At 65.7% G+C, this 24,397-nt stretch carries 28 protein-coding genes and 4 pseudogenes; 12 read left to right on the plus strand and 20 right to left on the minus strand.

Translation table 11 applies throughout. The features are described from left to right. Positions 1-78: 78 nt before the first annotated feature. Positions 79-891 (minus strand): inositol monophosphatase family protein, encoded by an 813-nt coding sequence (locus ACGFIB_RS05945; protein ID WP_357258954.1) that lies wholly within the window; start codon positions 889-891, stop codon positions 79-81. 287 nt (positions 892-1,178) lie between these two features. Next, a complete protein-coding gene (locus ACGFIB_RS05950; protein WP_393368871.1) occupies positions 1,179-2,204 on the minus strand; it encodes an ArsR/SmtB family transcription factor in 1,026 nt (341 codons plus the stop codon). Between the two features lie 100 nt (positions 2,205-2,304). On the opposite strand from ACGFIB_RS05950, the gene ACGFIB_RS05955 reads away from it, so the two are divergent. Continuing rightward, on the plus strand, positions 2,305-2,880 hold the full coding sequence (locus ACGFIB_RS05955; protein ID WP_357242039.1) for a dihydrofolate reductase family protein: 576 nt from the start codon (positions 2,305-2,307) through the stop codon (positions 2,878-2,880). Between the two features lie 10 nt (positions 2,881-2,890). Continuing rightward, positions 2,891-3,973 (plus strand): questin oxidase family protein, encoded by a 1,083-nt coding sequence (locus tag ACGFIB_RS05960; protein ID WP_393368875.1) that lies wholly within the window; start codon positions 2,891-2,893, stop codon positions 3,971-3,973. A 300-nt stretch (positions 3,974-4,273) separates the two neighbouring features. Here ACGFIB_RS05960 and ACGFIB_RS05965 read toward each other — a convergent pair whose 3' ends face one another. The 3 genes and pseudogenes from ACGFIB_RS05965 to ACGFIB_RS05975 all read right to left on the minus strand — a co-directional run. Next, entirely contained in the window at positions 4,274-4,690 is a 417-nt protein-coding gene (locus ACGFIB_RS05965) for a type II toxin-antitoxin system VapC family toxin (RefSeq protein ID WP_357242033.1), read from the minus strand. Then, positions 4,687-4,893: a hypothetical protein gene (locus ACGFIB_RS05970; RefSeq protein ID WP_357016507.1), complete on the minus strand. Its 207-nt coding sequence runs from the start codon at positions 4,891-4,893 to the stop codon at positions 4,687-4,689. The genes ACGFIB_RS05965 and ACGFIB_RS05970 overlap by 4 nt, the downstream gene beginning before the upstream one ends. Before the next feature lie 143 nt (positions 4,894-5,036). Further along, positions 5,037-5,135 (minus strand): annotated as a pseudogene (locus ACGFIB_RS05975) (peptide-methionine (S)-S-oxide reductase MsrA); the annotation flags it as partial. 88 nt (positions 5,136-5,223) lie between these two features. Here ACGFIB_RS05975 and ACGFIB_RS05980 point away from each other — a divergent pair. Beyond that, positions 5,224-5,403: a hypothetical protein gene (locus ACGFIB_RS05980; protein WP_167538702.1), complete on the plus strand. Its 180-nt coding sequence runs from the start codon at positions 5,224-5,226 to the stop codon at positions 5,401-5,403. Further along, entirely contained in the window at positions 5,400-5,834 is a 435-nt protein-coding gene (locus ACGFIB_RS05985) for a type II toxin-antitoxin system VapC family toxin (protein WP_393368879.1), read from the plus strand. Before ACGFIB_RS05980 ends, ACGFIB_RS05985 begins: the two co-directional genes overlap by 4 nt. Here ACGFIB_RS05985 and ACGFIB_RS05990 read toward each other — a convergent pair. From ACGFIB_RS05990 to ACGFIB_RS06010, 5 genes and pseudogenes are all read right to left on the minus strand, one after another. Further along, positions 5,835-5,933 (minus strand): annotated as a pseudogene (locus ACGFIB_RS05990) (peptide-methionine (S)-S-oxide reductase MsrA); the annotation flags it as partial. A gap of 467 nt (positions 5,934-6,400) precedes the next feature. After that, positions 6,401-8,476, minus strand: coding sequence for a WD40 repeat domain-containing protein (locus ACGFIB_RS05995; RefSeq protein ID WP_393368882.1), 2,076 nt, complete (start codon positions 8,474-8,476; stop codon positions 6,401-6,403). A 321-nt stretch (positions 8,477-8,797) separates the two neighbouring features. Next, positions 8,798-8,896: pseudogene (locus tag ACGFIB_RS06000) on the minus strand (peptide-methionine (S)-S-oxide reductase MsrA); the annotation flags it as partial. 28 nt (positions 8,897-8,924) lie between these two features. Next, the gene (locus ACGFIB_RS06005; protein ID WP_393368885.1) at positions 8,925-9,443 is read right to left on the minus strand and encodes a type II toxin-antitoxin system RelE family toxin; all 519 of its coding nucleotides are present in this window, start codon (positions 9,441-9,443) and stop codon (positions 8,925-8,927) included. Positions 9,444-9,446: 3 nt separating this feature from the next. Further along, the gene (locus tag ACGFIB_RS06010; RefSeq protein WP_357242021.1) at positions 9,447-9,755 is read right to left on the minus strand and encodes a type II toxin-antitoxin system prevent-host-death family antitoxin; all 309 of its coding nucleotides are present in this window, start codon (positions 9,753-9,755) and stop codon (positions 9,447-9,449) included. 177 nt (positions 9,756-9,932) lie between these two features. Here ACGFIB_RS06010 and ACGFIB_RS06015 point away from each other — a divergent pair, with 177 nt between their 5' ends. Continuing rightward, positions 9,933-10,544, plus strand: coding sequence for a DUF4240 domain-containing protein (locus ACGFIB_RS06015; RefSeq protein WP_393368889.1), 612 nt, complete (start codon positions 9,933-9,935; stop codon positions 10,542-10,544). Between the two features lie 145 nt (positions 10,545-10,689). Here ACGFIB_RS06015 and ACGFIB_RS06020 read toward each other — a convergent pair whose 3' ends face one another. The 6 genes and pseudogenes from ACGFIB_RS06020 to ACGFIB_RS06040 all read right to left on the minus strand — a co-directional run bounded on the left by ACGFIB_RS06020 (position 10,690) and on the right by ACGFIB_RS06040 (position 14,091). Continuing rightward, the gene (locus ACGFIB_RS06020) at positions 10,690-11,427 is read right to left on the minus strand and encodes an NIPSNAP family protein (RefSeq protein WP_357242015.1); all 738 of its coding nucleotides are present in this window, start codon (positions 11,425-11,427) and stop codon (positions 10,690-10,692) included. 89 nt (positions 11,428-11,516) lie between these two features. Further along, positions 11,517-11,945, minus strand: a complete 429-nt coding sequence (locus ACGFIB_RS06025) for an Rrf2 family transcriptional regulator (protein WP_357242012.1) — start codon at positions 11,943-11,945, stop codon at positions 11,517-11,519. A 450-nt stretch (positions 11,946-12,395) separates the two neighbouring features. After that, a complete protein-coding gene (locus tag ACGFIB_RS06030) occupies positions 12,396-12,617 on the minus strand; it encodes a hypothetical protein (protein WP_393368894.1) in 222 nt (73 codons plus the stop codon). A gap of 131 nt (positions 12,618-12,748) precedes the next feature. Next, complete coding sequence (locus ACGFIB_RS06035) at positions 12,749-13,219, minus strand: hypothetical protein (protein WP_182883167.1); 471 nt, start codon at positions 13,217-13,219, stop codon at positions 12,749-12,751. Between the two features lie 189 nt (positions 13,220-13,408). Beyond that, positions 13,409-13,507 (minus strand): annotated as a pseudogene (locus ACGFIB_RS36730) (peptide-methionine (S)-S-oxide reductase MsrA); the annotation flags it as partial. 119 nt (positions 13,508-13,626) lie between these two features. After that, positions 13,627-14,091, minus strand: coding sequence for an ester cyclase (locus ACGFIB_RS06040; RefSeq protein ID WP_357242003.1), 465 nt, complete (start codon positions 14,089-14,091; stop codon positions 13,627-13,629). Between the two features lie 142 nt (positions 14,092-14,233). Between ACGFIB_RS06040 and ACGFIB_RS06045 the strand changes: the two genes are divergently transcribed. The 4 genes from ACGFIB_RS06045 (at position 14,234) to ACGFIB_RS06060 (ending at position 18,900) form a co-directional block, all read left to right on the plus strand. Next, positions 14,234-15,142 (plus strand): LysR family transcriptional regulator, encoded by a 909-nt coding sequence (locus tag ACGFIB_RS06045; RefSeq protein ID WP_357242001.1) that lies wholly within the window; start codon positions 14,234-14,236, stop codon positions 15,140-15,142. A gap of 164 nt (positions 15,143-15,306) precedes the next feature. Further along, positions 15,307-15,618, plus strand: coding sequence for a recombinase family protein (locus tag ACGFIB_RS06050; protein ID WP_393368899.1), 312 nt, complete (start codon positions 15,307-15,309; stop codon positions 15,616-15,618). Beyond that, positions 15,567-16,820, plus strand: coding sequence for a recombinase family protein (locus ACGFIB_RS06055; protein WP_393368902.1), 1,254 nt, complete (start codon positions 15,567-15,569; stop codon positions 16,818-16,820). The genes ACGFIB_RS06050 and ACGFIB_RS06055 overlap by 52 nt, the downstream gene beginning before the upstream one ends. A 682-nt stretch (positions 16,821-17,502) precedes the next feature. Further along, a complete protein-coding gene (locus ACGFIB_RS06060) occupies positions 17,503-18,900 on the plus strand; it encodes a replication initiator (protein ID WP_393368905.1) in 1,398 nt (465 codons plus the stop codon). A 197-nt stretch (positions 18,901-19,097) separates the two neighbouring features. Here the strand turns inward: ACGFIB_RS06060 and ACGFIB_RS06065 are convergent, their stop codons facing one another. Further along, entirely contained in the window at positions 19,098-19,367 is a 270-nt protein-coding gene (locus ACGFIB_RS06065; RefSeq protein WP_076437814.1) for a GntR family transcriptional regulator, read from the minus strand. Positions 19,368-19,498: 131 nt separating this feature from the next. Between ACGFIB_RS06065 and ACGFIB_RS06070 the strand changes: the two genes are divergently transcribed. The 3 genes from ACGFIB_RS06070 to ACGFIB_RS06080 all read left to right on the plus strand — a co-directional run bounded on the left by ACGFIB_RS06070 (position 19,499) and on the right by ACGFIB_RS06080 (position 21,870). Beyond that, a complete protein-coding gene (locus ACGFIB_RS06070; RefSeq protein ID WP_393368909.1) occupies positions 19,499-19,735 on the plus strand; it encodes a hypothetical protein in 237 nt (78 codons plus the stop codon). Between the two features lie 228 nt (positions 19,736-19,963). After that, positions 19,964-20,152: a hypothetical protein gene (locus tag ACGFIB_RS06075; protein ID WP_393368912.1), complete on the plus strand. Its 189-nt coding sequence runs from the start codon at positions 19,964-19,966 to the stop codon at positions 20,150-20,152. Between the two features lie 770 nt (positions 20,153-20,922). Further along, positions 20,923-21,870 (plus strand): hypothetical protein, encoded by a 948-nt coding sequence (locus ACGFIB_RS06080; RefSeq protein ID WP_393368915.1) that lies wholly within the window; start codon positions 20,923-20,925, stop codon positions 21,868-21,870. Between the two features lie 53 nt (positions 21,871-21,923). Here the strand turns inward: ACGFIB_RS06080 and ACGFIB_RS06085 are convergent, their stop codons facing one another. The 3 genes from ACGFIB_RS06085 to msrA form a co-directional block, all read right to left on the minus strand. After that, positions 21,924-22,853 (minus strand): hypothetical protein, encoded by a 930-nt coding sequence (locus tag ACGFIB_RS06085; RefSeq protein WP_393368918.1) that lies wholly within the window; start codon positions 22,851-22,853, stop codon positions 21,924-21,926. A 22-nt stretch (positions 22,854-22,875) separates the two neighbouring features. Further along, positions 22,876-23,388 (minus strand): hypothetical protein, encoded by a 513-nt coding sequence (locus ACGFIB_RS06090; protein ID WP_393368921.1) that lies wholly within the window; start codon positions 23,386-23,388, stop codon positions 22,876-22,878. A gap of 320 nt (positions 23,389-23,708) precedes the next feature. Continuing rightward, positions 23,709-24,371, minus strand: a complete 663-nt coding sequence (msrA, locus tag ACGFIB_RS06095; RefSeq protein WP_393370007.1) for a peptide-methionine (S)-S-oxide reductase MsrA — start codon at positions 24,369-24,371, stop codon at positions 23,709-23,711. Between the last annotated feature and the right edge of the window lie 26 nt (positions 24,372-24,397).

Raw genomic sequence — 24,397 nt, forward strand, 5'->3', positions numbered from 1 at the left:
CAGGGGTGGCCCTGGCACCTGTCGGATCTTGCCGATGGTGCAGGCCTACAGCGGACGGATTAGAAACCATGCGCAGGGTCAGGCCGTACGAAGGGCGTCCTGCTCGGCCTTGGCTACGAGATCCAGGAAATCGGCGAAGATCTTGGGGGCGGCGGCGATGGTGGCCCGGGAGTTCGTTGTGTGCGGGCTGCCGTCGATGTCGGCGACGACCGCTCCGGCCTCGCGGGCGATGATGACCCCGGCCGAGGTGTCCCACGGCTTGTTAGTCAGTATGACGCAGGCGTCGATTTTGCCCTCAGCCACCCATACGAGGTCGATGGCGGCCGATCCGAGCATGCGAACCCGCTGCACGCGGGTGGCGAGCTCGTAGTTGAGCGGCAGCCGGACACGGTTGGCGGCCTCCGCTCCCTCCCCCACGGCGTAGTCGCCCACGGAAACGATCGCGTCCTCAAGGGCGTCGATCGGTCCGGCGCTGATCGGGCGGCCGTTGGCGGTCGCCCCAGCCCCCTCCGCCGCGGCGTACCGGGTGCCGAGGAACGAGAGATCGATGACCCCCGCGATCGAACGGTCGTGCTCGACCAGGCCGAGCGAGACCCCGCACAGCGGGATGCCGTGGGTGAAGTTGGCGGTCCCGTCCAGCGGGTCGAGCACCCACATGACCCCGTTCTCTGCGCCGGTGAGCCCCTCTTCCTCGCCGAGGAAACCGATCTCCGGCGTCTCCCCGGTGAGAAAGTCCCGTACGGCATGCTCGACGGCGTAGTCGACCTCGGTGGCCATGTCGCGGTCGCCCTTGGCCGTGACGGCTCCCGGAAGCATGGTCCTGACGATTTCGGTGGCGATATTGACAGCCTGCTCTGCTACCGGCAGAAGCGCGCAGGGGTCGACTGGCATGGGATTCGCTCCGCTTCCGTATAAGGGTGAAACCTGGTCGAAGTCGGAGAACAGCCTTTCAGATGCCGCTTTTCCGCACTCAGGAGGTATCGCGGACGGCCAGGCCAGGTCCGACGCCGGAGCTCGCGTCAGCTCGGATCAGTGGGCGAAGGGAGCACACACCTCGCAGCAGCTTCCAGACCACCCGCCCCCTGCTGGATGAGATCGTCGCCGACGCCGTCTGGCCCGCCATCATCACTCCAGGGGCCGGCGGATCCTCGGGCTCCGCCTGGAGCCGCACATGCAGCTCAGGCGTCGGACTGCCGGCCCGCCTCGCTGAGCAGTCGGTCACCGAGTTCGGTCCGCGAGTAGAGCACCTGCCGGCCCGCCCGGCGCGAGGTGAGCAGCCCGGCGGCACGCAGCGCCTGGAGGTGCACGCTGAGCGTCGGCGCGGAGAGCGCCATCTGAGTGGCGGCCTGGCTGGTCGACATCGGCAGGTCGAGCTGGGCCAGCAGGGCGGCCCGGGTCGGCCCGAGGACGCCGGCAAGCGCCGAGCCGCTCTGCTCGGGGTATTTCTCCCAGAGCCGGCCGAGGCCGCGCGGGGAGTAGGAGACGCTGGGTGAATCCGGCTGCGCGGTCCGCACCAGGACGTCCGGCCAGGCGAACGCGCACGGCACGAGCAGCAGGCCGCGCCCGCCGCAGTCGGCGTGGCCCTCGTAGTACTTGACGATCCTCAGCGTCTGGCCGGCGAACGTCACCGACGGGTGCAGGTTGCTCATCATCCGGTCGACGCCGCCGTCGGCAAGGGCATCGAGCCGGTAGGCGATGTCGTCGTTGAGCAACGCATTGATCCGCGGCCAGTCTGGGGCGATCGCGACCCGGTGGTACGTCTCGAGCGCCTCCGTGACGGGGCCGATGCCCGCATCCGGCCGGTCCACCAGCGCCTGGAGCAGCGCTCGCCGCCCTTCGCGGCCGGGCCCCTGCTGGGCGACCGGGTGGGCCGCCAGGTGCGCCAACTCCCGCGCCACGATCTCCGGATCGGCGTCGGCGATCTGCGCCAGCGCGTCCGCGAAGGTCGAGGACCGGCGGCCCGGCGGCGGCACCAGGAAATCGGGGATGTAGCCCTCCGGACGCACCAGCGCTCGCAGTAGGTCGAGGTCGCGCTCGCGCAGCCGGCCCGCTCGCTCGGCGAACCTGTCCATCCAGGGACGGTGCAGATGCCGGCCCTGCCTGCGAGCGGCCAGCGTACGCAGGCTGGCGACGGTCTCCATGAGGGGTGAGGCGGCGAAGCGTACGCGGGTCACGTCCGTCGCCGTGAAGTGCAGGTGGATCACGCGGCCGCCCTTCGATTAGCCCTGAGCCTAATCGTGGCCGTGTCCGCGACGTCAGGACAGACTCAGGCCATCCACGTTGACCACGGATAGGACATCGAAGATGCGCACGCTGATCTACACCGCCTTCGTCTCGCTGGACGGCGTCATCGACTCTCCCGGCGGCGGCACCGAGGCCCACCGCAGCGCCGGCTGGACCTTCAAGGACATCGACTTCCTGCCCGAGGCGTACGAGCTCAAGGGCCGGGAGATCGAGGAGGCCACCGCGCTGATGTTCGGCCGGACCAGCTACGAGGTGTTCTCGCCGGTATGGCCGGACATGGAGGACTTCGCCGCTCTCAAGGAACTGCCGAAGTACGTCGTATCGACCACCCTCGGCCAGGACGCCCTCGTCGACAACTGGGGTGACATCACGATCCTGCGCTCCCTCGAGGACGTCGTGAAGGTCAAGGAGAGCGACGGCGGCCCGATCTTCATCCACGGCAGTGCCGCGCTCGCCCACAGCCTCTCCGACGCCGGCCTGATCGACCGCTACCACCTGCTGGTCTTCCCCGTGCTGCTCGGAGCCGGCAAGCGGATGTTCAGCGACACCGACAAGGACAAGCAGATGCTGAAGGTGGTCGAGTCCGAGACGTACGCCAACGGCATCACCAAGCTCGTCTACGACGTCGTCCGCTGAGGTGGCCGCCATGACCCGCGAGTCGATGACGGAGGCCCTGCCCGCGGCGTACGAACGACTGCACGCGTACGGGCCGGAGTTCGGCGGCGACGAGGAGGGCAACCACGGGCTGACCAACCACGGTCCGATGGCCGTGGAGGTCATGGTCCGGCGGGGGCTCGACATCGACGTCGAGGGCTGGCTCGACCGCTACGTACGCCGCCTGGCGGAGCTGCCCGGCACGAGCGCGGCCATCCAGCCCGGCGCGTGGGGCGCGGCGCTGGGCCAGGCGCGGCGGCTGCCCGACTGGGCCGCGTACTTCCGGCACGAGCTGACCGAGCGCCCATGGCAGGAAGTGCTCGCCGGGTGGTGGCCACGGCTGCTGCCGGGCATCGTGGCCGGCTCGACCCACGGCGTGATCCGGGTCGGTCACGCGGTGCGTGCACTGCGCGGCACCGCTTGCGCCCCAGCACGCCAGACCCTCGACGAACTGGCCCACGGGCTGGCGTTCTGGGCGGCGCGCTACCGCGAGCTCGCCGGGGTGGTCGCGCCGGAGGGCACCCTCACACCGCAACAGGCCCTGCCAGCCGTCACCCGGCTCAAAGAGCAAAACGGCTTCATCGCCCACCGGCTCGACCGGCTCGAGCGCAGCTCGGGCTGGACTGCGAGCCTGCGCGCGCTGAAACCCGCCGCGTCCGCCGAGGAGGTCCCGGCGCGGCTGGAGTCGCTCGTCGACAGCGCCGCCAAGGCGTACCTCAGGCTCGGCCACGGCTCGCCGGTCCTGCTGGTCCACGCCGCTACCGCGCCCAACGCCGTGCGGCACGTGCTCCCGGTCCTGCCGACCGAGCAGTGGCTGCCGAGCCTGACGGCGGCCTGGGCGGCCGTGGTGGCGGTCATCGCGACGTACGCCCCGGCCCGGCCGGCCCCGTGCGCGGAGATCGTCCGGCGCTATCCCGAGCTGACCCGCGAGGACGCGCTCCAGAGGGCAGCCGAGCACGGCGACGAGCACGTCCTGAAGTTCGCCGACACGGCCGTCGAGTCGTACGACTGCACCGGCGACCCTGAGCTGCTCGCCGCGACCCTGCACGTCGGCGAGCTGATCGACCGTCCCTGACGCGAGCAAGGTCAGATCTTGACGACGACCTCGGTGCGGACGTGCGCGACCTCAAGGTGGCGCAGGCCCGTGCAACCCCGAACAACTTCGGCCTGAGTTGTTCGCCTCGGCCGAAATAGGCGAACCGAACAACTCGCCTGGCGGTCCGGCACCACGGTGCGGTAGCCGTTCAGCACCTTGAGGAATATTGCTGGTGGTAGCGCTCCACTTCAGGCAACAAATCGCAAGGCTCGCGCCCGCCCTGTCAGGACCCTCAACCAAAGGGGACACCGCTCTCCGTACTGGCGGGCGGGACAGCGCTCAGAGCCGCTCCGGCAGGAGCATGAACGCTCCGGTGTGCTGTGGGCGGACAACAGTGAAGTGGCGGCGATCGAGAGTGGCCACCTCTGTGATACCAAGTCGTTCAGCGACGGCGACGACGGAGGCATCCACCGCGCCGAGGGGAAGGCTGGCGTACGTCTCAACCAGAGTGCTCATTCGCTGAAGATCACGGTCCGCGAGCTCCACCAAGGTAAGGCCAGACCCGAAAGACCGCAGGAACGCCGCCTCCGCCTTGCTCCCCTGCCGCTTCTCGACGAGTTGACACACCTCGGTGACCACGGTCGCGGGGACGAGCAGTGGCTCTGGATGGGTCTGCAGAAGGTGGGCACAGGCCTCGTGGTAGCGATCGCGGATGTTCAGGGCAGCGATCAACGGACCCGAGTCAATGACGATCACAAGGAGTGATTGTCCTCCGCACGCAGGATCTCCTCCGAGCGTTCCGCGAAGTCAGGCTCCGCTTCGAGCAGGCCGATGAACGGCAAGCTACGTACCACAGGCGCTTCTTCGAGCTGATCCCGGACAAGCCGGAGCAGAGGAGCCACCTTCTCCTCCGGCAGCCGATCCACCAGGTGGTGGAGTTCCTCGCGCATCACGCTCATGCATCGAGTGTAATCAGTCGGGCTGCTACGGACAGTCCCGTAGCATCACTGCTGCACTTCCGCGAACCGCGCCGCTGCCGAGGCTGTCGGCCCAGGGCCTTCAGGCGGGAAGCCTGGTGTCTCCGGGCCGACGAGACCCACCCTCAGGCTTCGCCAGCCGTCAGGCCGACGGGGCAGATCACACCGGTGCCGCCGATACCGCAGTAGCCGTTCGGCACCTTGAAGAGGTACTGCTGGTGGTAGCGATTCACCTCAGGCAATAAGTTCTCCCTCACCGCACTCTCTGACTCCTCACTGGCGGCGGGCAGGTCGGCGCCTACACTTGGCAGCATGGACTTGGACAACGAAGGCTGGGCCGACATCGAGGAGCCCCTCGACGCGCCCGCGCTTCCACGGCATCTCGCCGCGCTCGTCGGCGCGCTACAAGGGCCGGCAGACCTCGGTGTCCACCATGACCGGTACCTCACCTATCCACACCACGAGGAGTCCGACGGAGCGATCACCGCGTGATCCTCTGCGACACGGGACCCCTCGTCGCGGCATTCAACAGGGCCGACAAGGACCACGCTCGCTGCGTCCAGTTTCTCGCACAGAACTGGACCAAACTCGTCGTACCGTCACTCACGGTGACAGAAATCTGCCACCTGCTCTCCGATCCAGTCCGTCGCGGCAGCCCCACTCTCGCGGCCGAGTTCTGCGCCGCCCTCGCCCACGACGAACTTCGCGTGATCGAGGCGACGCCCCACGAATATCGGCGAATGTCCGAACTGCTTTCGGCCTACGCCTCGCTCCGCCTCCAGGCCGTCGACGCCTGCGTGATAGCCCTGGCCGAGCGCTTCGACCTTCACGAGGTAGCCACGCTGGATCAGCGCGACTACCTCGTCGTTGCCCCTCGTCACCTTCCCAAGGGGCAACGACTCACGATCCTGCCAGGCGACTGATCAGGCTTCGCCAGCCGTCAGGCCGACGGGGCAACTCACACCGGTGCCGCCGATACCGCAGTAGCCGTTCGGCACCTTGAAGAGGTACTGCTGGTGGTAGCAGTTCTCTTCAGGCAATAATTCGCGGCTAGCGTGAACTGGACCGGAAGTCAGCCCGCAGGTCGACCTCCTGCTGCAAGTCGAGGGCGGCCACGTCCTCGCGAGGCATACCGACGGTGTAGATCAAGCGATCCGCGAGCCAATCCCGGCACCGGCTCCCTGGGAGGCGGTTGTTCCACGCGGATGTGATCGGCCGGCGAGGCGTTCGATGATCTGCCCAAGCTGCACCACCTCCGGACGCCCCTTGCCGGCGGCACGAACCCTGGCCGTGGCCTCGGCGTAGACCTCACCATCGGCGAGGGGCGGGAGCCGCTCTGGCGAGGCGGCCCGCACGAAGAGGGCAGCGGCGAACCCGGCGTCCACGCGAGTGTCTCGGCCGGTGGCGTGGACGCCGCGCCGACCGGTAGGACGTGGCGCTCGTTACGGCATCGACGACGCTCCGATGATCATGGGACGGTCTTCCTGTATTACGCGGCAGGCCCGAGATCCCAGGTCCACAGCGCTTCGCGACCGGCGCCGACAAGCACGGCGCGGCCGTCGAGGTAGCTCATCGAGAGAGAGCCGATGTAGCGGGAAGGACGCTGAAGCGTCCCGACCTGCCGGCTGGTCGTGAGGTCCCAGACCCGCATGCTCCTGTCCTGTGGCGAGTAGGTGACCGCGATCGGGACACCGGCGACCCGTCCGGAGGCGATGCTGTTCACCTGCTTGGAGTGGCCGAGCAACGGACGCTCGACCTGCTTGCCCGTGGCGAGGTCGTAGAGTTCCACGGTCCTGCCTGTGGCCACGATCGCGACCGTCGTGCAGTCGAACAAGGCGATCTCCACCCGGGCCGAGTGCTCGGTCTTCGCGATGCGGAACGATGCCATCCGTTTTCCCGCGCCGACGTCCCAGAGCCGGGCGCGGGTGGCGCTGAAGGTCACCGCGACCGGCCGGCCGGCGAGGCTGATGAGGGCCAGCTGTCCGGCTGGGCCGTTTCTGACGGCGAGATCGTGCAGCAGCGCTCCCGAAGGAAAGTCCCAGATGCGTACCGCGCCCCGAGAAGAAGAAGAGTCACCGGCCGCGTCGTCCTCGTCGACCGCTCCGACCACAAGCGCCCGGCGATCGGCTTCGGTCAGCGCGACCCCGTTGACGAAGCCGTCATAGCCGATGAGGGGTTCGCCGATCGGCATGCGACTGGCAAGATCGAATACCCGGATCGAGGAGTCTCCGGAACCGATCCCCGCGAGCAGAACCGCTCGTCCGCCGTACTCGCCGGTCGCGAACGAGGTGATGCCCCCGGGCAGCCTGACCGGCGCGTCCAGCGGCCTGCCGCTGCCGAGATCCCACACGCGGGGGAATGTGTCGTCACCGTTCCCTTGGGCCACCACGATCGGCCTGCCGAGCAGCTCGCCGTTCACCCCGTAGATGTCACCGTTAGGCCCCCCGGTGGCGGGAGGAGCGGATTCCCGGCCGGTGGCAAGATCGTAGGCGCGGACGGCGTTGTCGCGCCCGCCGGTCACGATCATGGGACGGTCGCCGAGATCACCGACCGCAAGCGACGTGACGTGCCCCGGGATCTCGAAGGACGATACCCTCTCGCCGGTGGCCGGATCGATGACCGCGATCGAGCTTCGGAGCCTCGATCCGTAAGGGTCGGTGGCGATACTCCCGACGGTTTCGACCGAGACGAACACGGTCCGGCCGTTCAGCACGGCGAGCGACGAAGGGCCGAACGTCCCCTTCAGTGAGTGGTAGGTCGCCTCACGCGTGACCAGATCCCAGCGGATCACCCCGAGATCGGCCGTGGGGATCAGGGCCACCGGACGGCCGCCGATCGTGGTCGTCGTGATCGTGTTGATGTTCTGGATGAATTCGCTCTCAAGAGTGAGCGGTTTCCCGACGGGTTTTCCGGACACCGGATCCCAGGCGATCACAGCGTCGCCCTCTCCGGTCAGCACGAGCAGGACGCCGTGGACGCGGGTCAGCGCGACGGCGCTGAAGATCCCGGTGCCGATGGGCGGACCGATCCGGCGGCCGGTCGCCAGATCGAACACGTGGGCGCCGTCGGTGCCCGCCGCGGCGGCGATCGACCTGCCGTCGAGCTCGCCGAACGCGACGGCACGGAACCGCCCGGCGGGGAGCGGTCCGCCGACGGGCAGCCGAGTGGTCGCGTCCCACCTCTGGAGCGCCCCGTGGCTCCGGCCGAGGATGACGGGTCTGCCGTCGACGGTGCCGTACGCCACCGGGCCGTCGCCGGGGATCGGATCGCCGATCGGTCTCAGAGTGGCCCTGTCCCAGATCCGGATGGTGTGCTCGGCACCCGCGCTGATCGCGACGGGCCGGCCGTCCAGCTTACCCACGGCCATCGAGGTCACGTCCGAGTGACCGCCCATGTCCATCGCGACGGGCGCTGCGAACGAGGCGGGAACGCCACCGGGTGACGTCTCCTGGCAGGTGGTGGCCGCCCGGGGCCAACTCACGACGGTCGACCCGGCCGAGGCCAGCGGCACGGACCCGGCCAGAACCAGCACGGCGAGGATGGGTGGCAGCCGTCGAAAGAACATCCGAACCCCTGTCGCCGAATCGCTCCCGAGCTTAAACCGCATCCCCCGCCGGCAGTTCGCAGCGTGAACCAACCGTCAAGCGGCTGTCCAGAAAACGCGGGCCTATCTCAGGCTTCATGCTCAGCGCCCCTCCTCGCAGCATTCCGGCCCGAGCATCAAAAACTCTGCGCTTCGTCGGAACCGGCCTGCTGGGCGCCCGGCGTCTCGCGAGCCGCCGCAGGCGGCTCGCCTTGACCTTGTATCGCCGAAAACGACACCGGCCCTCGATCGGCACCGGGCTTTGCCGGGCGACCGGGGCCAGGGTCAGTCAGTTACCGCTGGTCAGCTCTCGCCGGTGGTCAGGCCGACGGGGCAGCTCACGCCGGTGCCGCCAATACCGCAGTAGCCGTTCGGCACCTTGAAGAGGTACTGCTGGTGGTAGCGGTTCTCTTCGGGCGATAATTCGCCGCTAGCGTGGACTGGAGCGGAAGTCAGCCCAGAGGTCGACCGCCTGCTGCAAGTCGAGGGCGGCCACGTCCTCGCGAGACATACCGACGGTGAAGATCAAGCGATCCGCTAGCCAATCCGGCACCGGCTCCCTGGGAGGCGGTTGCTCCACGCGGATGTGATCGGCCAGCGCGCCCAGGCGTTCGATGATCTGCCCAAGCTGCACCACCTCGGGACGCCCCTCGCCGGCGGCACGAACCCTGGATGTGGCCTCGGCGTAGACCTCACCGTCGGCTCTTTCGCCCACAGCCCATACTTCGCAGATCTCGATCGACTTCTCGTCCGTGATGCGATAAACGACCCGCCAGGTGTTACGCCCGACCACAAGCTTGCGAAAGCCGGTCAGCTCCCCGCCCAGCGGATAGCCCGCCTCGGGATTGTCGAGCAGGAGAAGGATCTTCTTGAGCACCTTGGGCGCGGCGTCCGGACCGATCCGCCGCAGATCATCGACCGCCGGAGCCGTGAAGACGACGTCGGACACGGGCTACTCGTCGTCCGGCAGCGCGGCCAGAGACTCCCGCGTGTGCCCGAAAGCGGAGAGCACGTCATCGAGTGAGACACGCTCTCCGGGGTCGGTTACCGAGCGTGCGAGCACGAGCGCCAGGTCCCGGAGATCGGCGGCGGCCTCCTCCAGCTCATTCAGGCGCCGGATGCTGACAACCGCCGCCACCGGCTGATGCCGACGGGTCACCACCAGATCGGTCCCGCGTTCGGCGTCGGCGACCAGACGGGCCACCCCACGCTGGGCCGCTTCTGTGACGCTCAACTCGGCAGCTTCATGCAGCACGGTCATACAACCACTGTACAGCAATCTATACAGAACAGACAGGAGGCCCCGTCGTTCGGTTATGGCGATCATGACACCGGACCGCGTCATATAGGCGGGCTTGCGCACCTGCCGGATGTGCACTGCTCACGGTGACTGCTTCCGCTGAACTACGGCGTGAACGCCGTGCCATTATCGCTTCTCGTGGACGAGGACCGGTTCTGGGAACTTATTGAGCGTTCCGGCAGAGAGACACGCAGCAGGATGGAGCGCCTGGTCTGGCTGAATACCCAGCTCTGCCAACTTCCCGTCGACGAGATCATCGATTACCACATGTGGTGGGAGCTCAATGCGAACCGCGGCTGTACATGTGACATGTACGCGATGAGCTGTCACCTGTTACGACGCGAATCAACGGACGACTTCGAGTGTTTCGTCTACTGGCTCATGAGCTTGGGCCGAGAGGCGTACCACCAAGTCGCCGATTGCCCGGATAGCGTCATGGAACTGCCGCAGGTCGCACACCTCCTCGACCTGAAGCGACGCTGGTTCACCGAACGACGTCGCGGCTTTCCGTGGTCCGACGAGGAGCACCCAGGCTTCGAACTCCTCGCCTACGTGGCGCTGGACGCCTACGAGCAGGTCACCGGCACGGATGTGGACGGTCTCTACGCCGCCGTCAAAACCCGAGAAGTCCGCACTAGGTTTCCGCTCCTGGCAGCCGAATTCGGCGAGCAAGACTGGGATATCGCCGATGATGCGGAGATCGCCCGTCGACTTCCCCGGCTAGCCCGCCCCCTGACCAGCCGTGGCTGACTTCAATCATTCCCCGCGCCCGACCAGGGTTTCCCTCGGGTCGGGCGCCGTTGGTCACTTCGGGGGTGCGCGGCGCGATGCCGGCGTACCGCCCCGGCCTGCTGGTGACCTCCGGCCAGCAGGCCGGGACGGCTCCCCTTGGAGTTCATCGCAACAGTGACCGCTCGGTGGGTGCGAGTCGTAGCCGTTGCGACTTCCTCACCCACCGCTCCGAAAGAGCGGGCAGCATCTCCTTGGACCAGCGTTCCGACCGCTGCAGGAAATCCAGATGCTCGTTGAGTCGATCTTCGTCGGCGAACCGTGCGAACCACACGAAGACCTCTTCGCCGGTCCGTACGGGCAGCGCCGGGAAGGTGTTTGGAGCGTGCTCCGACCGCAGATACGCCAGTGGCTCGCCGCCGGTCTGGGTGAGCACGGGCCGGACTCTCTGCTCGAAGAACTCAACGAACGCGTCGTCGAACGGGCCGACGCCGTGCCAGATCGTTGCGAGGATGAGCGACCGCGGTGATCCCGACGGCTCGCCGAGGGCCGGCCGGGCGTCCACCGGGACGGGGAAGCCGCCCCACGCCGAGGCCGGCCGTAGCAGTAGTACGTCATCAGAGTCGATCATCGTTGCGTTCGCCTCGTCGCGGTACGCCCGCCAGATCGGCCCGCCGTAGAAACTCTCCAGCGCCTTCGCGCGGCGCGGCATGTCTTCGAAGCCACGGAGCCATACGAACCGGTCGGGGTCGTCCAGGTCACGGAACTGCCCAAGGACGGTGATACCCGTCGCCTCCTGGGTCTCGATGAACTCCCGGTCGAACAGATCGATCAACACGTCGCGCTGTCCTGGGTGCAGTGTGTACTGCCGTAGTTCGACGATCGGGCACCGTACGGCTTTCACCGGATTCACTCCTCGTTCAAGCTGTAACAATCGCTGTTACAGCAACGGCCGCGCCGCGATACGACGGGATTCGACCGCCATATCGTCGGCTAGTTCATCAACGCTTCGCGAAGCACGTCGGCGATGGACGTGTCCGCCAGTTCCCGCCGGATGGCTTGCTCGACCCGACCGTAGGTCTGGTTGAGGGCGGGCCGGATGCCTCGGCCGACCGGACACTCCAGATTGGGCTCGGAACGGTGCAGACCGAATGGCGGCTCCCCGCCGACCGCGTCATACACCTCGAGCAGGGTGATCTCTCTGGGGGCGCGGGCCAGACTCCAGCCCGCGCCGGCACCATGGCGGACCTCCACCAGGCCGGCTCGCCGCAGGTCGCCGAGACTGCGTCGGATGATCACGGAGTTGGTGTTGACGCTTGCCGCGACCTGGTCCGAGGTCAGCACCTCCTGGCCGCGGCGCTGCGCCAGCGCCAGCCACGTCAGCACATGCGTCGCGATGGTCAACCGACTGTTCGCTGCCATCACCCCTCCTTGTTGTGACATTTTGTGTTACAGCTACGCGGTGGTCAAGCCGCGTTGACGGACCGCTGCCGCGCGGACGCGGACAGCGGCACCGCCGTCCTCACGCGGTCCGGCGATCATCACGGGGTGGCCGATGCTCCGCCGCGGTCGGGGCGATCGGCGAACCGAGCGCAACACACACGCGAAATGATCAAAAGGTCACCGGTAGAGGCCTGAAGCGCCACCCGGAGGTCTCAGCAATCCCGGTTACTTCCCGCTGGAGGTCGTCAGGCCGACAGGGCAGATCACACCGGTGCCGCCGATGCCGCAGTAGCCGTTGGGCACCTTGAAGGTATTGCTGGTGTTAGACCTTCGCTTCAGGCAATAGGTCGCGCTAGGACCTTGCGACGCTTGCTCCTGCCCTCGGCGCTGGGACTGGCTGTGTCACATTCGTCAGCAGGTCAGCCGGCCTCAGGCGTCGGTGTCCTTGGGATGACGGGGTGAGGCATAGACGATCCATACCGTGTGAGCGGTGTCATCGATTACGTAGCGCACGCGCCCGCCGCTGGTAACCTCGAACTCCCATTGCTCGAGGTCCTGTCCGTTGTGGCGATGAGCCGCAAGGTCGCCACGCAGGCGATGCTGACGCTCATGGTCGGTGCGTGAGCGTGGATCTGCGCGCAGCGTCTCCAAGCATCGGCGTGTGTTGGCCAGGGCATGACGGCATAGTTCCTCCCAGCCCTTCACCGCATCGCTCGTACCGAACCGTACGTCCCATTCGTTGTCAGGAGGCGGGACTGTGACCCGGTCTCCGCGCTTCGGACTCATACCGAAACCTCAACCGGCCCGAAGTCTCCGCTCGTCGCCTCACGCGCCTGCGCATAGTGCGCGGGGTCGGCCTTGATCCGGGCGGTGGCCCGCCAGCCTGCGATGACTTCCTGTGTAGTGGCGTCGACATCCAGCTCGGCAGCGTCAGAGAGCGCCTCAACCAGTTCAAGAGTGAAGGACCGCACCTCGTCAGAGGAGAGGTGACGAACCCAGGGGAAGACCTCAGGCATAGCGATGACCAGGGCGCGGGCGGTCGGATCATGCCTTAGGAGAGCGAGGAACAGACGGGAAGCAGTGGCCAGCGTCTGTTCGCGTCGTTCCTCACGGTCAGCCGCGGTCAGGTAGAAGTCCTGGGCATCCCGGTGAGTCACACGTACGCGACCGAGTCGTGCGGCGCGTTCGGCGACGGCCCGGGGATTCCTCGACAGGTCCGAGAAGGTGACGGCGTCGGCATTGCTGATGCTCACGCCGCCAGTCTAATTCAGAACACATTCTGATAGCGCTTCAACCTCGCCCACCGGGCGCACCGCGCCGTGGGACGGCTGCGCCCCACCCAGGCCCGCACTTTGAGACCGCCGATCGCGTCGAGCCTGACCCCGGCCCACACCGCACCGGCCCGGGCGGCGAAGGGCCAGGATCAGTCAGTTACCCGCAGGTCAGGCTTCGCCAGCGGTCAGGCCGACAGGGCAGCTCACGCCCGTACCGCCGATGCCGCAGTAGCCGTCCGGCACCTTAAAGAGGTATTGCTGGTGGTGGCGGTTCCCCTCAGGCAATAAATCACCGCGTATCTGACTACGACTAGTGGTGCGTCCCCGATCTTTCCGCGGAGACACCCCTGAAGGGACCCCGGCGGCGACGGCCGCCGGGGTGTCGGTCAGCGCCCCTCGGTGAGGTCGACGCCAAGCTGACGCAGGAAGCCGACGTTGTCGTACTGGACCCACTCCTCGGCCAACTGGCCGTTCTCGTGGTAGCGAAAGACATTGATCAGTTCGAGTCGCATCGGCTGCCCGTTCGGCGCGATCGTGCCGATCGGGGACGCCTCGAAGGGCGCGGTGAAACGCCCCGACATACAGGTACGCGAACCGATGTACTCACCCTCGCTGACAATGGTGCGCCGCTCGCACGCGAATCCCTCGAACGCGGCACGCATGGCCGCGAAAAAGGAACGGAGCTGCGCGTACGTCATGTCGCCGTCGGGGCCGTGGAAAACGAAGTCGTCCGCGAAATAGGCGTCCAGCTTCTCGTCGTCGGCCACGGCGATCGCCTCGCGGCCGATCCGCACCAGGGCGCGCGCCCGCTCATCGTAATGGGTGTCGTCAGGGGAAATAAACTCGCTCATCAGAAAATCCTTTCTGGGGCAGTGGCGTTGTCGCCGCTTTCGACACTAGACCCTGAAAACTCTTCTTCGGCCCTGCGCGGCATGCAATTATCGGCCCGCTCCCATAACGTCCGTGCATGGCTTGGAAGGCTACGATGGTGCCGTGCCCGAACTCAGCATCAACGCTCTCCGCGTCGTGCGCGCGGTGGCAGCGCACGGCTCCCTGAGCGGCGCGGCGCGCACCCTCGGCTACTCCCAGCCCGCCATCTCCCGCCAGGTCTCGGCCGCCGAGAAAGCCGCGGGGCAGCCGCTCTTCGTACGCGGCGCGCGCGGCGTCAGAACGACGCGCGCGGGGGAACTCGTCGCCCGGTTCGCCACCGAGACCCTCGCCGGCCTTGACCGGCTGGACGAACGGCTCGACGAGCTGACCTACGGACCCGAGGCGCGGGTTCGTGTGGGGGCCTTCCCCGCCGCGACCAGCGCTCTGCTCCCCTTCGCGCTGGCCAGAGCACTGGAGCAGCAGCCCAGGTTGACGTTCGCGCTCACCGAGGCGTCCTCGCCACAGCTCGTGCACCAGGTCATCACCAAGCGGCTGGACGTCGCGGTCGTGGCCTCCGGGTCCGGCCTGCCGCAGCTGGCCCTGGAGGGGTTGCGGATCGCCTCGCTGCCGGGCGGTGAGCTGACGGTGGGCGTGCCGCGCGGGCACCCTCTCGCCGCGGTGGAAGGCGCCGTCCCGGTGGGTGAACTCGCCCACGCGTCATGGGTCGTGGGCAAGGGTGCCGGTGACGAACCACAATTCGGCGCCTGGCCCACGCTGACCGATCCGCTCATCGCCTTCCGTACGCGGACCTGGCACAGCCGCTTTGGACTCGTCGCCGCCGGTCTCGGAATCTGCGTCATTCCAGACATCCTCGCCCCGGTCGTCCCGGAGAACATCGCCCTGGTACGCGTGGACGACCCGAACTGGCTCGGACGGCGCATTCTCGCGGTCACCAGGAATGACGGGGTGGAAACGCACGAAATCATTGTCCGGGCCTTGCGGGAACCCTTTGAGGACCAGCAGAGGCGCTGACGACTCACAATCCTGCCTGGCGGCTGATCAGGCGTCGCCGGCGGTCAGACCGACCGGGCAGGAGACGCCGGTGCCGCCGATGCCGCAGTAGCCGTTGGGCACCTTAAAAAGGTATTGCTGGTGGTAGACCTTCGCTTGAAGCAATAATTCTTGCGGAGGTCGCCTTGCCTGAGCAATCCCCCATCCCCGTCGTCTCCTACGCTCGCATCTCGGCCGACGTCAGGCGGGACGAACACGGAGTCCAGGACCAGCACAAGCTCAACCGGGAAACTGCGGCCCGGTACGGCTGGACCGTCGTCCACGAGTTCACGGACAACGACAAGTCCGCTGCGAAGGCCGATGTCGTCCGCGACGACTTCGAGGCCATGTTGAAGGTGCTTCGCTCGGGCGAGCTTCCGGACAGTGGGTGCGAGGCGTCGTCATCGTGGCTGAGGATCGCCTCGCTCGACGTCCGGGTGACTACGAGCGCTTCGTAGAAGCGATCACCTACCAGGACGGCCGCGTCTTCGCGGATGCGCGGGGTCAGAAGGATCTCTACAGCGAAGACACCGAGAGCATGGGCCTGTTCGGCGCGGTCATCTCCAAGATGGAGGTGCGGAAGATGCAGCGCCCTATGCGCCGCTCCCACCGGGCACGGGCCGAGCAGGGATTACCCGTTGGCGGCACGCGTCCCTTCGGCTGGTTGCCCGATCGCTTGACCCTCGATCCGAAAGAGGCGCCTCTCGTGCGTCAGGCGATCCTTGACCTCGTCGCCGGCCGATCGCTCAACTCCATCGTGAACCAGTGGCAGCGGGATGACGTGAAGACCTCCCTGGGCAATCTCTGGACTCCCCGCTCCTTGAAGATCACGGTTACCAACCCTCGGGTCTGCGGCTGGCGCGAGATGAACGGCGAGTTGATACGGGACTCCGAGTGCAATCCGGTGGTCGGGCAGTGGCAGCCGATCGTGACGCCGGAACAGTGGATGGCGGTCAAGTCCATCTTCGACGCGCGCGAGGGTCACTTCGTCTACCGGGACGGCCGACTCGGCCCGATCCTTCCGCGAGACTTCAAGGAGCCCCGCCACCTGCTCACCGGGTTCCTCCGGCGTGGCCGGACCCAACCGGACGGCGCTCTGTGCAATGCGTCCCTCCGGGTCACGCACCAGAAGCACTGCGTGCAGCACATCTACATCTGTCCCGCCAAGACGGTGGGCGGCTGTGGCGGTCTCGGCAGACGTGGGGACATGGTTGACCTCTACGTCTCGGAAGCGGTCCTCGCGAAACTCGAAGAGGTGCAGTTGGCCTCGTCCACAGGTCCTACCGAATGGCCTGGCCAACAGGATTACGAAGACGCGAAGGCCCGGCTCGAAGAGCTACGCGCGCAATGGACGGCAGGGAATATCAGCAATGAGCTGTTCTTCTCGGCGGCTTCCGATCTGGAGAAGCGCATATCCCGCCTTCGCACGGACGCGCAGAGCTTCGCGGCGACGGCTCAACGACGCCAGGCCCGCTCGGCTACCGACGTGGCCGAGATACGGCGGCGGTGGTTCCTGTCGGAGAGTGAGGGCGGTCTACCGCTCTCGTTGAAGCGGTCCTACATCCGGGAGGCGCTGCACGCAGTGATCATCTACCCGAGCGGCAAGGGGCGCAGGCGCTTCGATCCCGACCTTCTTGAACTGGTCTGGCGTGAGGACTGAGGACGCGAGAACGCCCAAGACGTCCAGGACGTCTTGCGGTCGGCGGTAGCTCCTCCGGCCTTACCGTCAGGCGACAAGTCGCTTACTGACCTCCCACAGCAGCCGGACGTCTACGGACGCCGTTGGACGCCAGCGGACGCACTGGGACGCCGTCAAAGACGTCATGCTGATTCCGGCTTCGGAACTAACCGGTACGCATATGCGTTCTACTGGGGTAGAACAGAACTGTAAGAAGTCACCGTCTCCCTGACGGAATGACACAGGCGAGAAGCTACGCGACCCATTTTCCGGCGTGCATGAGATCCGGGCGGCAAACAAAACAACTAACGCCGTACCGCTGGAGGGACCCGGCCCAGCGGCAGGCGTCACGCCCTTTCATTTTCTGGTCGCACACTCCCAGGTTCTCTCGCTGACGTGCCCGTGTTCGGCCGTTCGGCTGCTGGCTCACGGTGCTCGGCGTCTGTTCCGCATGCGCGGCGGTGGCTCCACCCGCGAGGAAAGGAGCCCACCTGACCACACCGACCCCCATGTCTGCCCAGGAGTGGGGCAGACGCAAAGCCGCCGAGTCTCCTCGTTGGTCTGCCGACAAGTGGCACCGGGTGGCCACCGTTCTCGGTGCCGTACTGGCCGACGAACCTGGCCGTACCGAGCCCGCCGATGAGGAGAGCGGGAGGGATGCCGCGTGAGCGAGCTTCCTCTCCTCTCCCCCGATGTTCTGGCCGCTGCCCAGCGCGCCGCCATGCCGGACTTCGCCCGGTGGCAGGAGATGGTGCGCGCGACGGGCGGCTGTGCCCAACCGATCCGGCTGCAGGGTCACCGGATCACCTTCGATGCCGGGTTGGAGGTGCTGGATGTCTACCGGACGGCCGACGAGCCGACCGCGTACCTGCTGACCGCGTGCGGCAACCGTCGTGCGTCGCGGTGCCCGGCCTGCTCGGAGGTCTACCGGGACGATACCTACCACCTGATCCTGTCAGGTCTGCGCGGCGGCAAGGGCGTGCCCGAGGACGTGAGCGCGCATCCCCGCGTGTTCGCCACGTTCACCGCCCCCTCGTTCGGCGCGGTCCACGCTCGTCGGGTGAAGGGTGACAAGGTGTTGCCGTGTCGTCCTCGGCGGGACAACCCGGTGTGCGAGCACGGCAGGCCGGAAGGCTGCGGGGTCCGACACGGTGAGGATGACTCCCAGGTCGGGCAGCCGCTCTGCGTAGACTGCTACGACTATCGGGGCGCGGTTTTGTGGAACGCGCACGCGGGCGAGCTGTGGCGGCGCTTCACGCAGGCGCTACCGGCGGCGTTCGTCCGGCATCTCGGCGTCTCGCGGGCCGAGCTTCGGCGGCGGCTTCGGCTGTCGTACGCCAAGGTGGCCGAGTATCAGGCGCGGGGCCTGGTCCACTTCCACGCGGTGATCCGCCTCGACGGCCCGGATGTTCCGTCCGATCGTCCGCCGGACTGGGCGACCGTGCCCGTGCTTCAGGCGGCGATTCGGGAAACTGCGGCTGCGGTCTCGGTTCCCGTGCCGGACGATGACCCGTCGTTCGTCGGCCGGTGGGGGACGCAGCTCGACGTGGACCCCATCTACGTCGCGACGGGGTTGGAGGGCATCGCGGATCAGCGTGTGGCGGCCTACATCGCGAAGTACGCGACGAAGGGGGCCGAGTCAGCCGGAACCGTGGACCGGCCGATCCGGGAGGTCGCCGACGTCGCGCGGCTCGACGTGACCGAGCATGCGCGGCGCATGATCTACACCTGCTTCGCCCTGGCGAGCGATCCGGCCTACCGGCTGATCCCGTTGCGACGGTGGGCGCACATGCTCGGCTACCGGGGCCACTTCTCGACCAAGAGCCGTCACTACTCGACCACGCTCGGCGCGCTGCGTCAGGTGCGGGCCGATCACCAGGCCGAGCGGGCTCGGGAACGGCGCGGCCTGCCTGATCCTGCCGAGCGGGAGACGGTGACGGTTGGTGAGTGGCGTTTCGCCGGGAGCGGCTACCGGCACGGCGAACACCTGTGGGCCGAGATGATCCGGCAACGCGTCGCCACCGCGCGCCGGATCGCTCGTGAGCGGGGAGAGTCGGCCTGACCGGCGGGAGGTGCGGTGGGAGTGGTGCGGCCGGCGCAATGCCGTAGGCACCCGAAGGGCCGCGAAGCGGTTGGGCCGGCGGCGCCACGGGGGGAGGCTACTGCCCTTGGCTCGTCGGCTCTACGCTTGGTGCGCCTTCCATCGTCTCGCTGACAACCGATAGAAGGCTGAAGGCCCCCGGATTCGTTCGGGGGCCTTCACTCGTCTTCGGTGTCTCTCCTGGGCGGGCCGCCGGTCTCGGGGTCGGCGACGAAGGTTCCCTTGCCGAGCACGGTGTAGACGTCTCCTGCTTTGAGCAGTTCGTTGATGACGCGGCGTGCGGTGCCCTTGGCGATGCCGAACTCTTCGGCCATGCGGGGTTCGCCAGGGATGGGGTGTCCCACCTGGTATTCGCCCGTCCGGATACGGCGTCGTATCTCTTCGAGGACGGCTTCCCATTTGAGCTGGTCAGGCCGGAACTCGATCACGGGCTCAAGAGTAGGAACGAAAGCGTTCCATGTCGTTACCACAGGTACCTAGAGGTACCTAGGAGAAGGACTAGGTAGGACTAGGAAGGTTGGCGTACGCTCAACCCGTCAGCGAGACAGATGGGAGAGACATGCGCCAGATCACGATCAACCCCAGAAGCGTCAACCAGCAGGCGGGCATCCTGGCCGCCCTCGGCGACCTACTCCGATCCCAGGAGGTCCGTACCCGGCTCATCAGCCACATCACCCTGCGGATGACCGGGCTCCCAGTCTGGGACCCGGCAGTCTCGGAGCTGGACATCTACGGCCTCGGCGGACAAGTCGCACGGTCACCGTCGACCAGAAGCACAAGCCCCGCCGCTTCCTGATCAAGCTCCCGAAGTCCGGGACAGTCGTTCCGCTGTCCACGGTCGACCAGCCACAGTCCGCCGTCCGCTGGATCGCCGGTTGGGCCAACGGCGGTACACGGTAAGGCCGCGGCACTCATGGCGGCCTCCATCCCGCACCTGGACGAATGTCTGAGTCCGCACTGGGAGATGCGCCAAAAGGATCACCTAGAACTCGCCTGGCATGAACCGTTCGAGGGGGTCCGGCGGGTGCGAGCACTCGCGTGGACGTGCGACTGCCGGGCCGTCGTCTACGAACTCCTCCAGGCCGGTGGGCAGGCGTTCATCCGCAAGACCACCCAGACCCAACCGACACCCAAGATCGAGGAAACACACCGCTGGCCCATAGAGGAGGCGCGCAGGGTGTGGCATGCCCTGCTCCTCGGCGAGATGCGGTAGAAGGTCCACCCCTCACGCGGTCCCGCTCACATCGGGCGGGGCCGCACTCACGTTCACGACCCGCGCCACTCCTCCCCCGCCCCCGATAGCTGCCGACATCGGTGGCCCGACCGAGGTGTCAATGCCGTCTTCGCGTGTCCGTCCACCAGCGACGTACACCGCAACCTGGTACCCAACCTGCACAGACGGCGTTGACGCCGACCAAGGGCCACGAACAATTGGGCAGCGGGGGCGGACACAGGGTTGCAGGGCTTACCGCCTTAGTCGGTCACCCAACACAGTCTCACATCCACCCGGTCCAACTACACAACCGGTGGCTGTCCTGAGCGCTAAGCCTACCTAGCTCACATGTGTTGGCCTGGTCTAAGGTCTGACTATGTTAGAAGTGTGGGCAGCGCTGCTATGGGGATTAGCAGGCAGCTTATGCGTTGAAGGGCTTGAGCTCTACGCACGCATAAGACGCGCTCGTAAGTGGTCATGGCGAAGACCTATCCCGCAAGGTCTCGCCGCCTATCTAATATCCATTCTCATCCGTGCAGGTGTTGGAGCAATCCTGGCCGGGGCAGCGGCAAATAGTGGCCAAATTGGCGGCGCATTCGCTGCCCTGGCACTTGGAGTGGCGGCCCCGCTAGTTGTGGAGAAAATCACAAGGGCGGCTGTTGTGGCCTCCGACTCACTAGCATCGTCATCTCTTAGCGTCTCAGCCTCCGCAACCGAGTCAGTGACATCCGAAAAGATTGCTAGTTCAAGGCCGCTCTCAGGAGCTAGCGATGGAACCTAGAACGTCATTCATAGTGCGCCTCGTAGGGGCTCTCGCGCGCATCGACCAGACACCGGAAACCCATGAGTTATCAGACCATGACGGCTTCAACGGCACAACGCTCGCATCGCGCGTCATCGCTGCGCTCGCCCATTCCGACGCCCAGAAAAGTTTGGAATCCAGCACCCCTATCATCCGTCCAGTAATCGCCAAATCATCGGCCGCTATCGCAGACAATTTAGCTCGCGCCCGCCCCATTGCCCAAAATCTGACCCGCCGGCCAAGGGCTCGGCAAAACCTAGCTCGCGCGCTTGTACTTTCCCAATCAAGAAGAGACGCCAGAGACCTCGCGTTAGCTATGACCCTTGCCATTGCAGATGATCTAGCAATCACCTTGGGCTATATACGAAGAGATGCAGATATGCACGCAACTGAGCTGAGGCAGGCGCTCGGCAATGACCTAACTCGAAGCGCCACTCGCGCCCACACTCTCGGACACGTTCTGGACCAAGCAGTCAAGGTTGAGAAGGCTCTTCTATCCGCCTCAGCACTAGCCCTTACGCTCGCCCAACCATCTGCAGGTCTTTTGGGAAGCCCTCATCACATGAGGCAGCTTCTAGACCGAGTCGATCAATTGAAAGCACTCCTACAAGAAGCGCAAGCAATCGATTACGCATCCAAAATGGAACATGCGAATGCACTCATCGACACGCTTGCTCGCGGCCTGACCCTCGACCTTTCTCATACCGATTTGCGGGACGCCGACCTCTCCAATATCAATTTGACGATCCTAAAGCTTGCTGGTGCCCTTTGGTCAGAGACCACCCAATGGCCACCAAATACGAAGGAGACAGTTCGTATGCGTTCAACCGAACTAGAGCCAGGGCTTTTTCGCATTCGCCCCGAAGAAGGCGTTGAAGATCCCATCCGCACCGACGCCGAAGCGGAACGTCGATAATTCGACCAGAGGCGGCGAAGCTAAATCTCGCGACAGAGCACCCTGACCTGAATTTAGCTCAGTTTGGCCTTACGCGTGGCTGCATACTTCTCTCCCGAGAAGTCGCCAGTCCACAGGTCTTCGTTCAAGAGGAGAAGGATTGACTTCTCGTTCTCTGGATTCAAAATAAAGTGTCCATGCTCGTCTAAAACGCTTCCAGGATCATATCCGTGAGCGATCAGCTTGGATTGAATAACCTCGGGAGTGAGTGTTTTTAGATGAGGGCTCCGAAGGAGGCTTGTCACCTTCCGACGAAGGACAGACGTTTTTCTGAGTCGGACAGCAAGATATTCCTTACTCTCCTCAGATAAGGGCACTGCAGAACTCAACTGCTCTACCCATTCTGTCGTTTTGGCCAGAACCGCATCGCTCTCCTTGAAGATTGCCTCAAAGTTCTTCTGACGAAGAACCCATACGTTATCTTCATCCAAGACGACGTCGAAGCTTTGATCGAATGAAAGTATCGGTCTTTCCAGTCTTCGCAGCGACTCATCAAAAAAAGTCACGAGGCTCTTTTTCAACAGGCTGACCGGATTAGTTCTCCGCACGAAGGCGACGCGGCGCCCGGGATCACTGCCTACGAGCAGGGCATAAAGCGCCAAGGGCCGCTTACGAAGTTCTTCTTCTGAGGCGTGTGCCAGAGAGCCGCCTTCTCTGATCCGCTCGATAACCGCCGTGTCCAGCAGCTCTTCTGTGTCCGCTGTCAAGTACGTACACTCAGGTTCTTGTTCGTCGTCTGGATCGTACGGACGACCGGTCCCATGATTGATGGCCTCCACAGTCTGTGCCGCATAGCCACGAAGGGTCTCTACGACGTTCTCTCCAGCTTTGACGACTCGCCCCTGGGCGTTAGTACCTGTCCGCCAAACCACGATGAGAGAAGCTGCTGCCGACGTGTCGACGGCGATAAGGGAGGCAGGGGAAGTGCCGTGGTGCTCGCTCATGAGACTTAGTGTAGCTCGCCAATCACGAGTCGTTATCCGATTTTGTCCTTTGAATGAGGACATCATCACGGAAGCGCGTCGCGAGCACCTGTGCCCCCTCGGTGGGAGGCTTACGGGTGATCAAATATCCGCGGAGTCCTCGGTCGTCTTCTATAGCCAAGACCCGGTAACCGAGCAGGTAGAGAAGAGGGTTAACTTGCACCATTGGGGATCTTAGATAGATCACTGCCGCAATGACTAAGAATCCTACGTAAGCTATGACATCCCTTATTGAAGGGGATGAAACCGTGACAAATGGAAGCAGATAAGATGCCAGGTAGGAGGCGGTCTCGGGGCCAGCGTCTCTGATTTGAGACAGGATATGAGGGTTCGGCGCTACTCCTCGATCGAGTACGAGTAGCGCGAGAACGGAAGCCACTCCTACAGCAGCCATGACGGCGCACGAGATCCACAGCCACTGCTCCTGGAACCTGACGGCTAATAGAGCGAAGAGCGGCGCATAGGACGAGAGGAACAAGAGCGGCTTGGCAAGCATTCGGCCTCCCGTGCTCGGTGTCTGCAGCCGGCACCAGCGATCGAGCTACTGTTCGATTATCTCTGGGAGGTCCGACATTTTCCGTGATCGTTGAGGCCCCCATTCTGATGCACACCACCCGTCGCGCGGGCGGCGCGGGCCGGGACCGGCCGGAGAGCCGCACGCCCGGCCCGCTGGCCGCCCGGAGCGGGCGGGCGGCGGGCGAGCGGAGCAAGCCCCTTGACCCTGTAGTGAAGGTTCTCGCCGAAAACAGCTCTGGCCCCTGATCGGCACCGGGCTAGCCGGGCGACCAAGGGCCAGGATCAGTCAGTTACCGCAGGTCAGGCCTCACCGGTGGTCAGGCCGATCGGACACGCGACTCCCGTGCCGCCGATACCGCAGTAGCCGTTCGGCACCTTGAAGAGGTACTGCTGGTGGTAATCCTCCGCAAAGTAGAACTGGCCGGCCGGAGCGATCTCGGTCGTGATCTCGCCTAACCCGGCCTTGGTGAGCACCTCCTGGTACGCGTCCCTGGAGGCTGCGGCCGCCTTGGCCTGCTCGGGGCCGTAGGTGTAGACGGCCGACCGGTACTGCGTGCCCACGTCGTTGCCCTGGCGCATGCCCTGGGTCGGGTCGTGGGCCTCCCAGAACACCTTGAGCAGTTCCTCGTACGACACCTCGGCCGGGTCGAAGACCACCCGGACGACCTCGGCGTGCCCGGTCAGACCGGAGCACACCTCCTCGTATGTCGGATTCGGCGTATAGCCGCCCGCGTAGCCCACGGCGGTCGAGACGACCCCGGGGGTCTGCCAGAACTTGCGCTCGGCGCCCCAGAAGCAGCCCAGCCCGAACTCGGCGATCTCCACGCCCTCGGGGTACGGCGGAGCCAGCGGCGCGCCGAGAATCTGGTGGCGGGTGGCCACCGGCATGACCTCGGCCCGGCCCGGCAGCGCCTTCGCGGAGTCCACCATCGTCGTCTTGTCTGTGCCGAACAGCCAGCCCATCACGTACCCTTCCTTCCGATCTGCCA

Origin of the sequence: Microbispora bryophytorum (assembly GCF_043197435.1) — a bacterium.
GTDB classification, from domain to species: Bacteria; Actinomycetota; Actinomycetes; order Streptosporangiales; family Streptosporangiaceae; genus Microbispora; species Microbispora bryophytorum.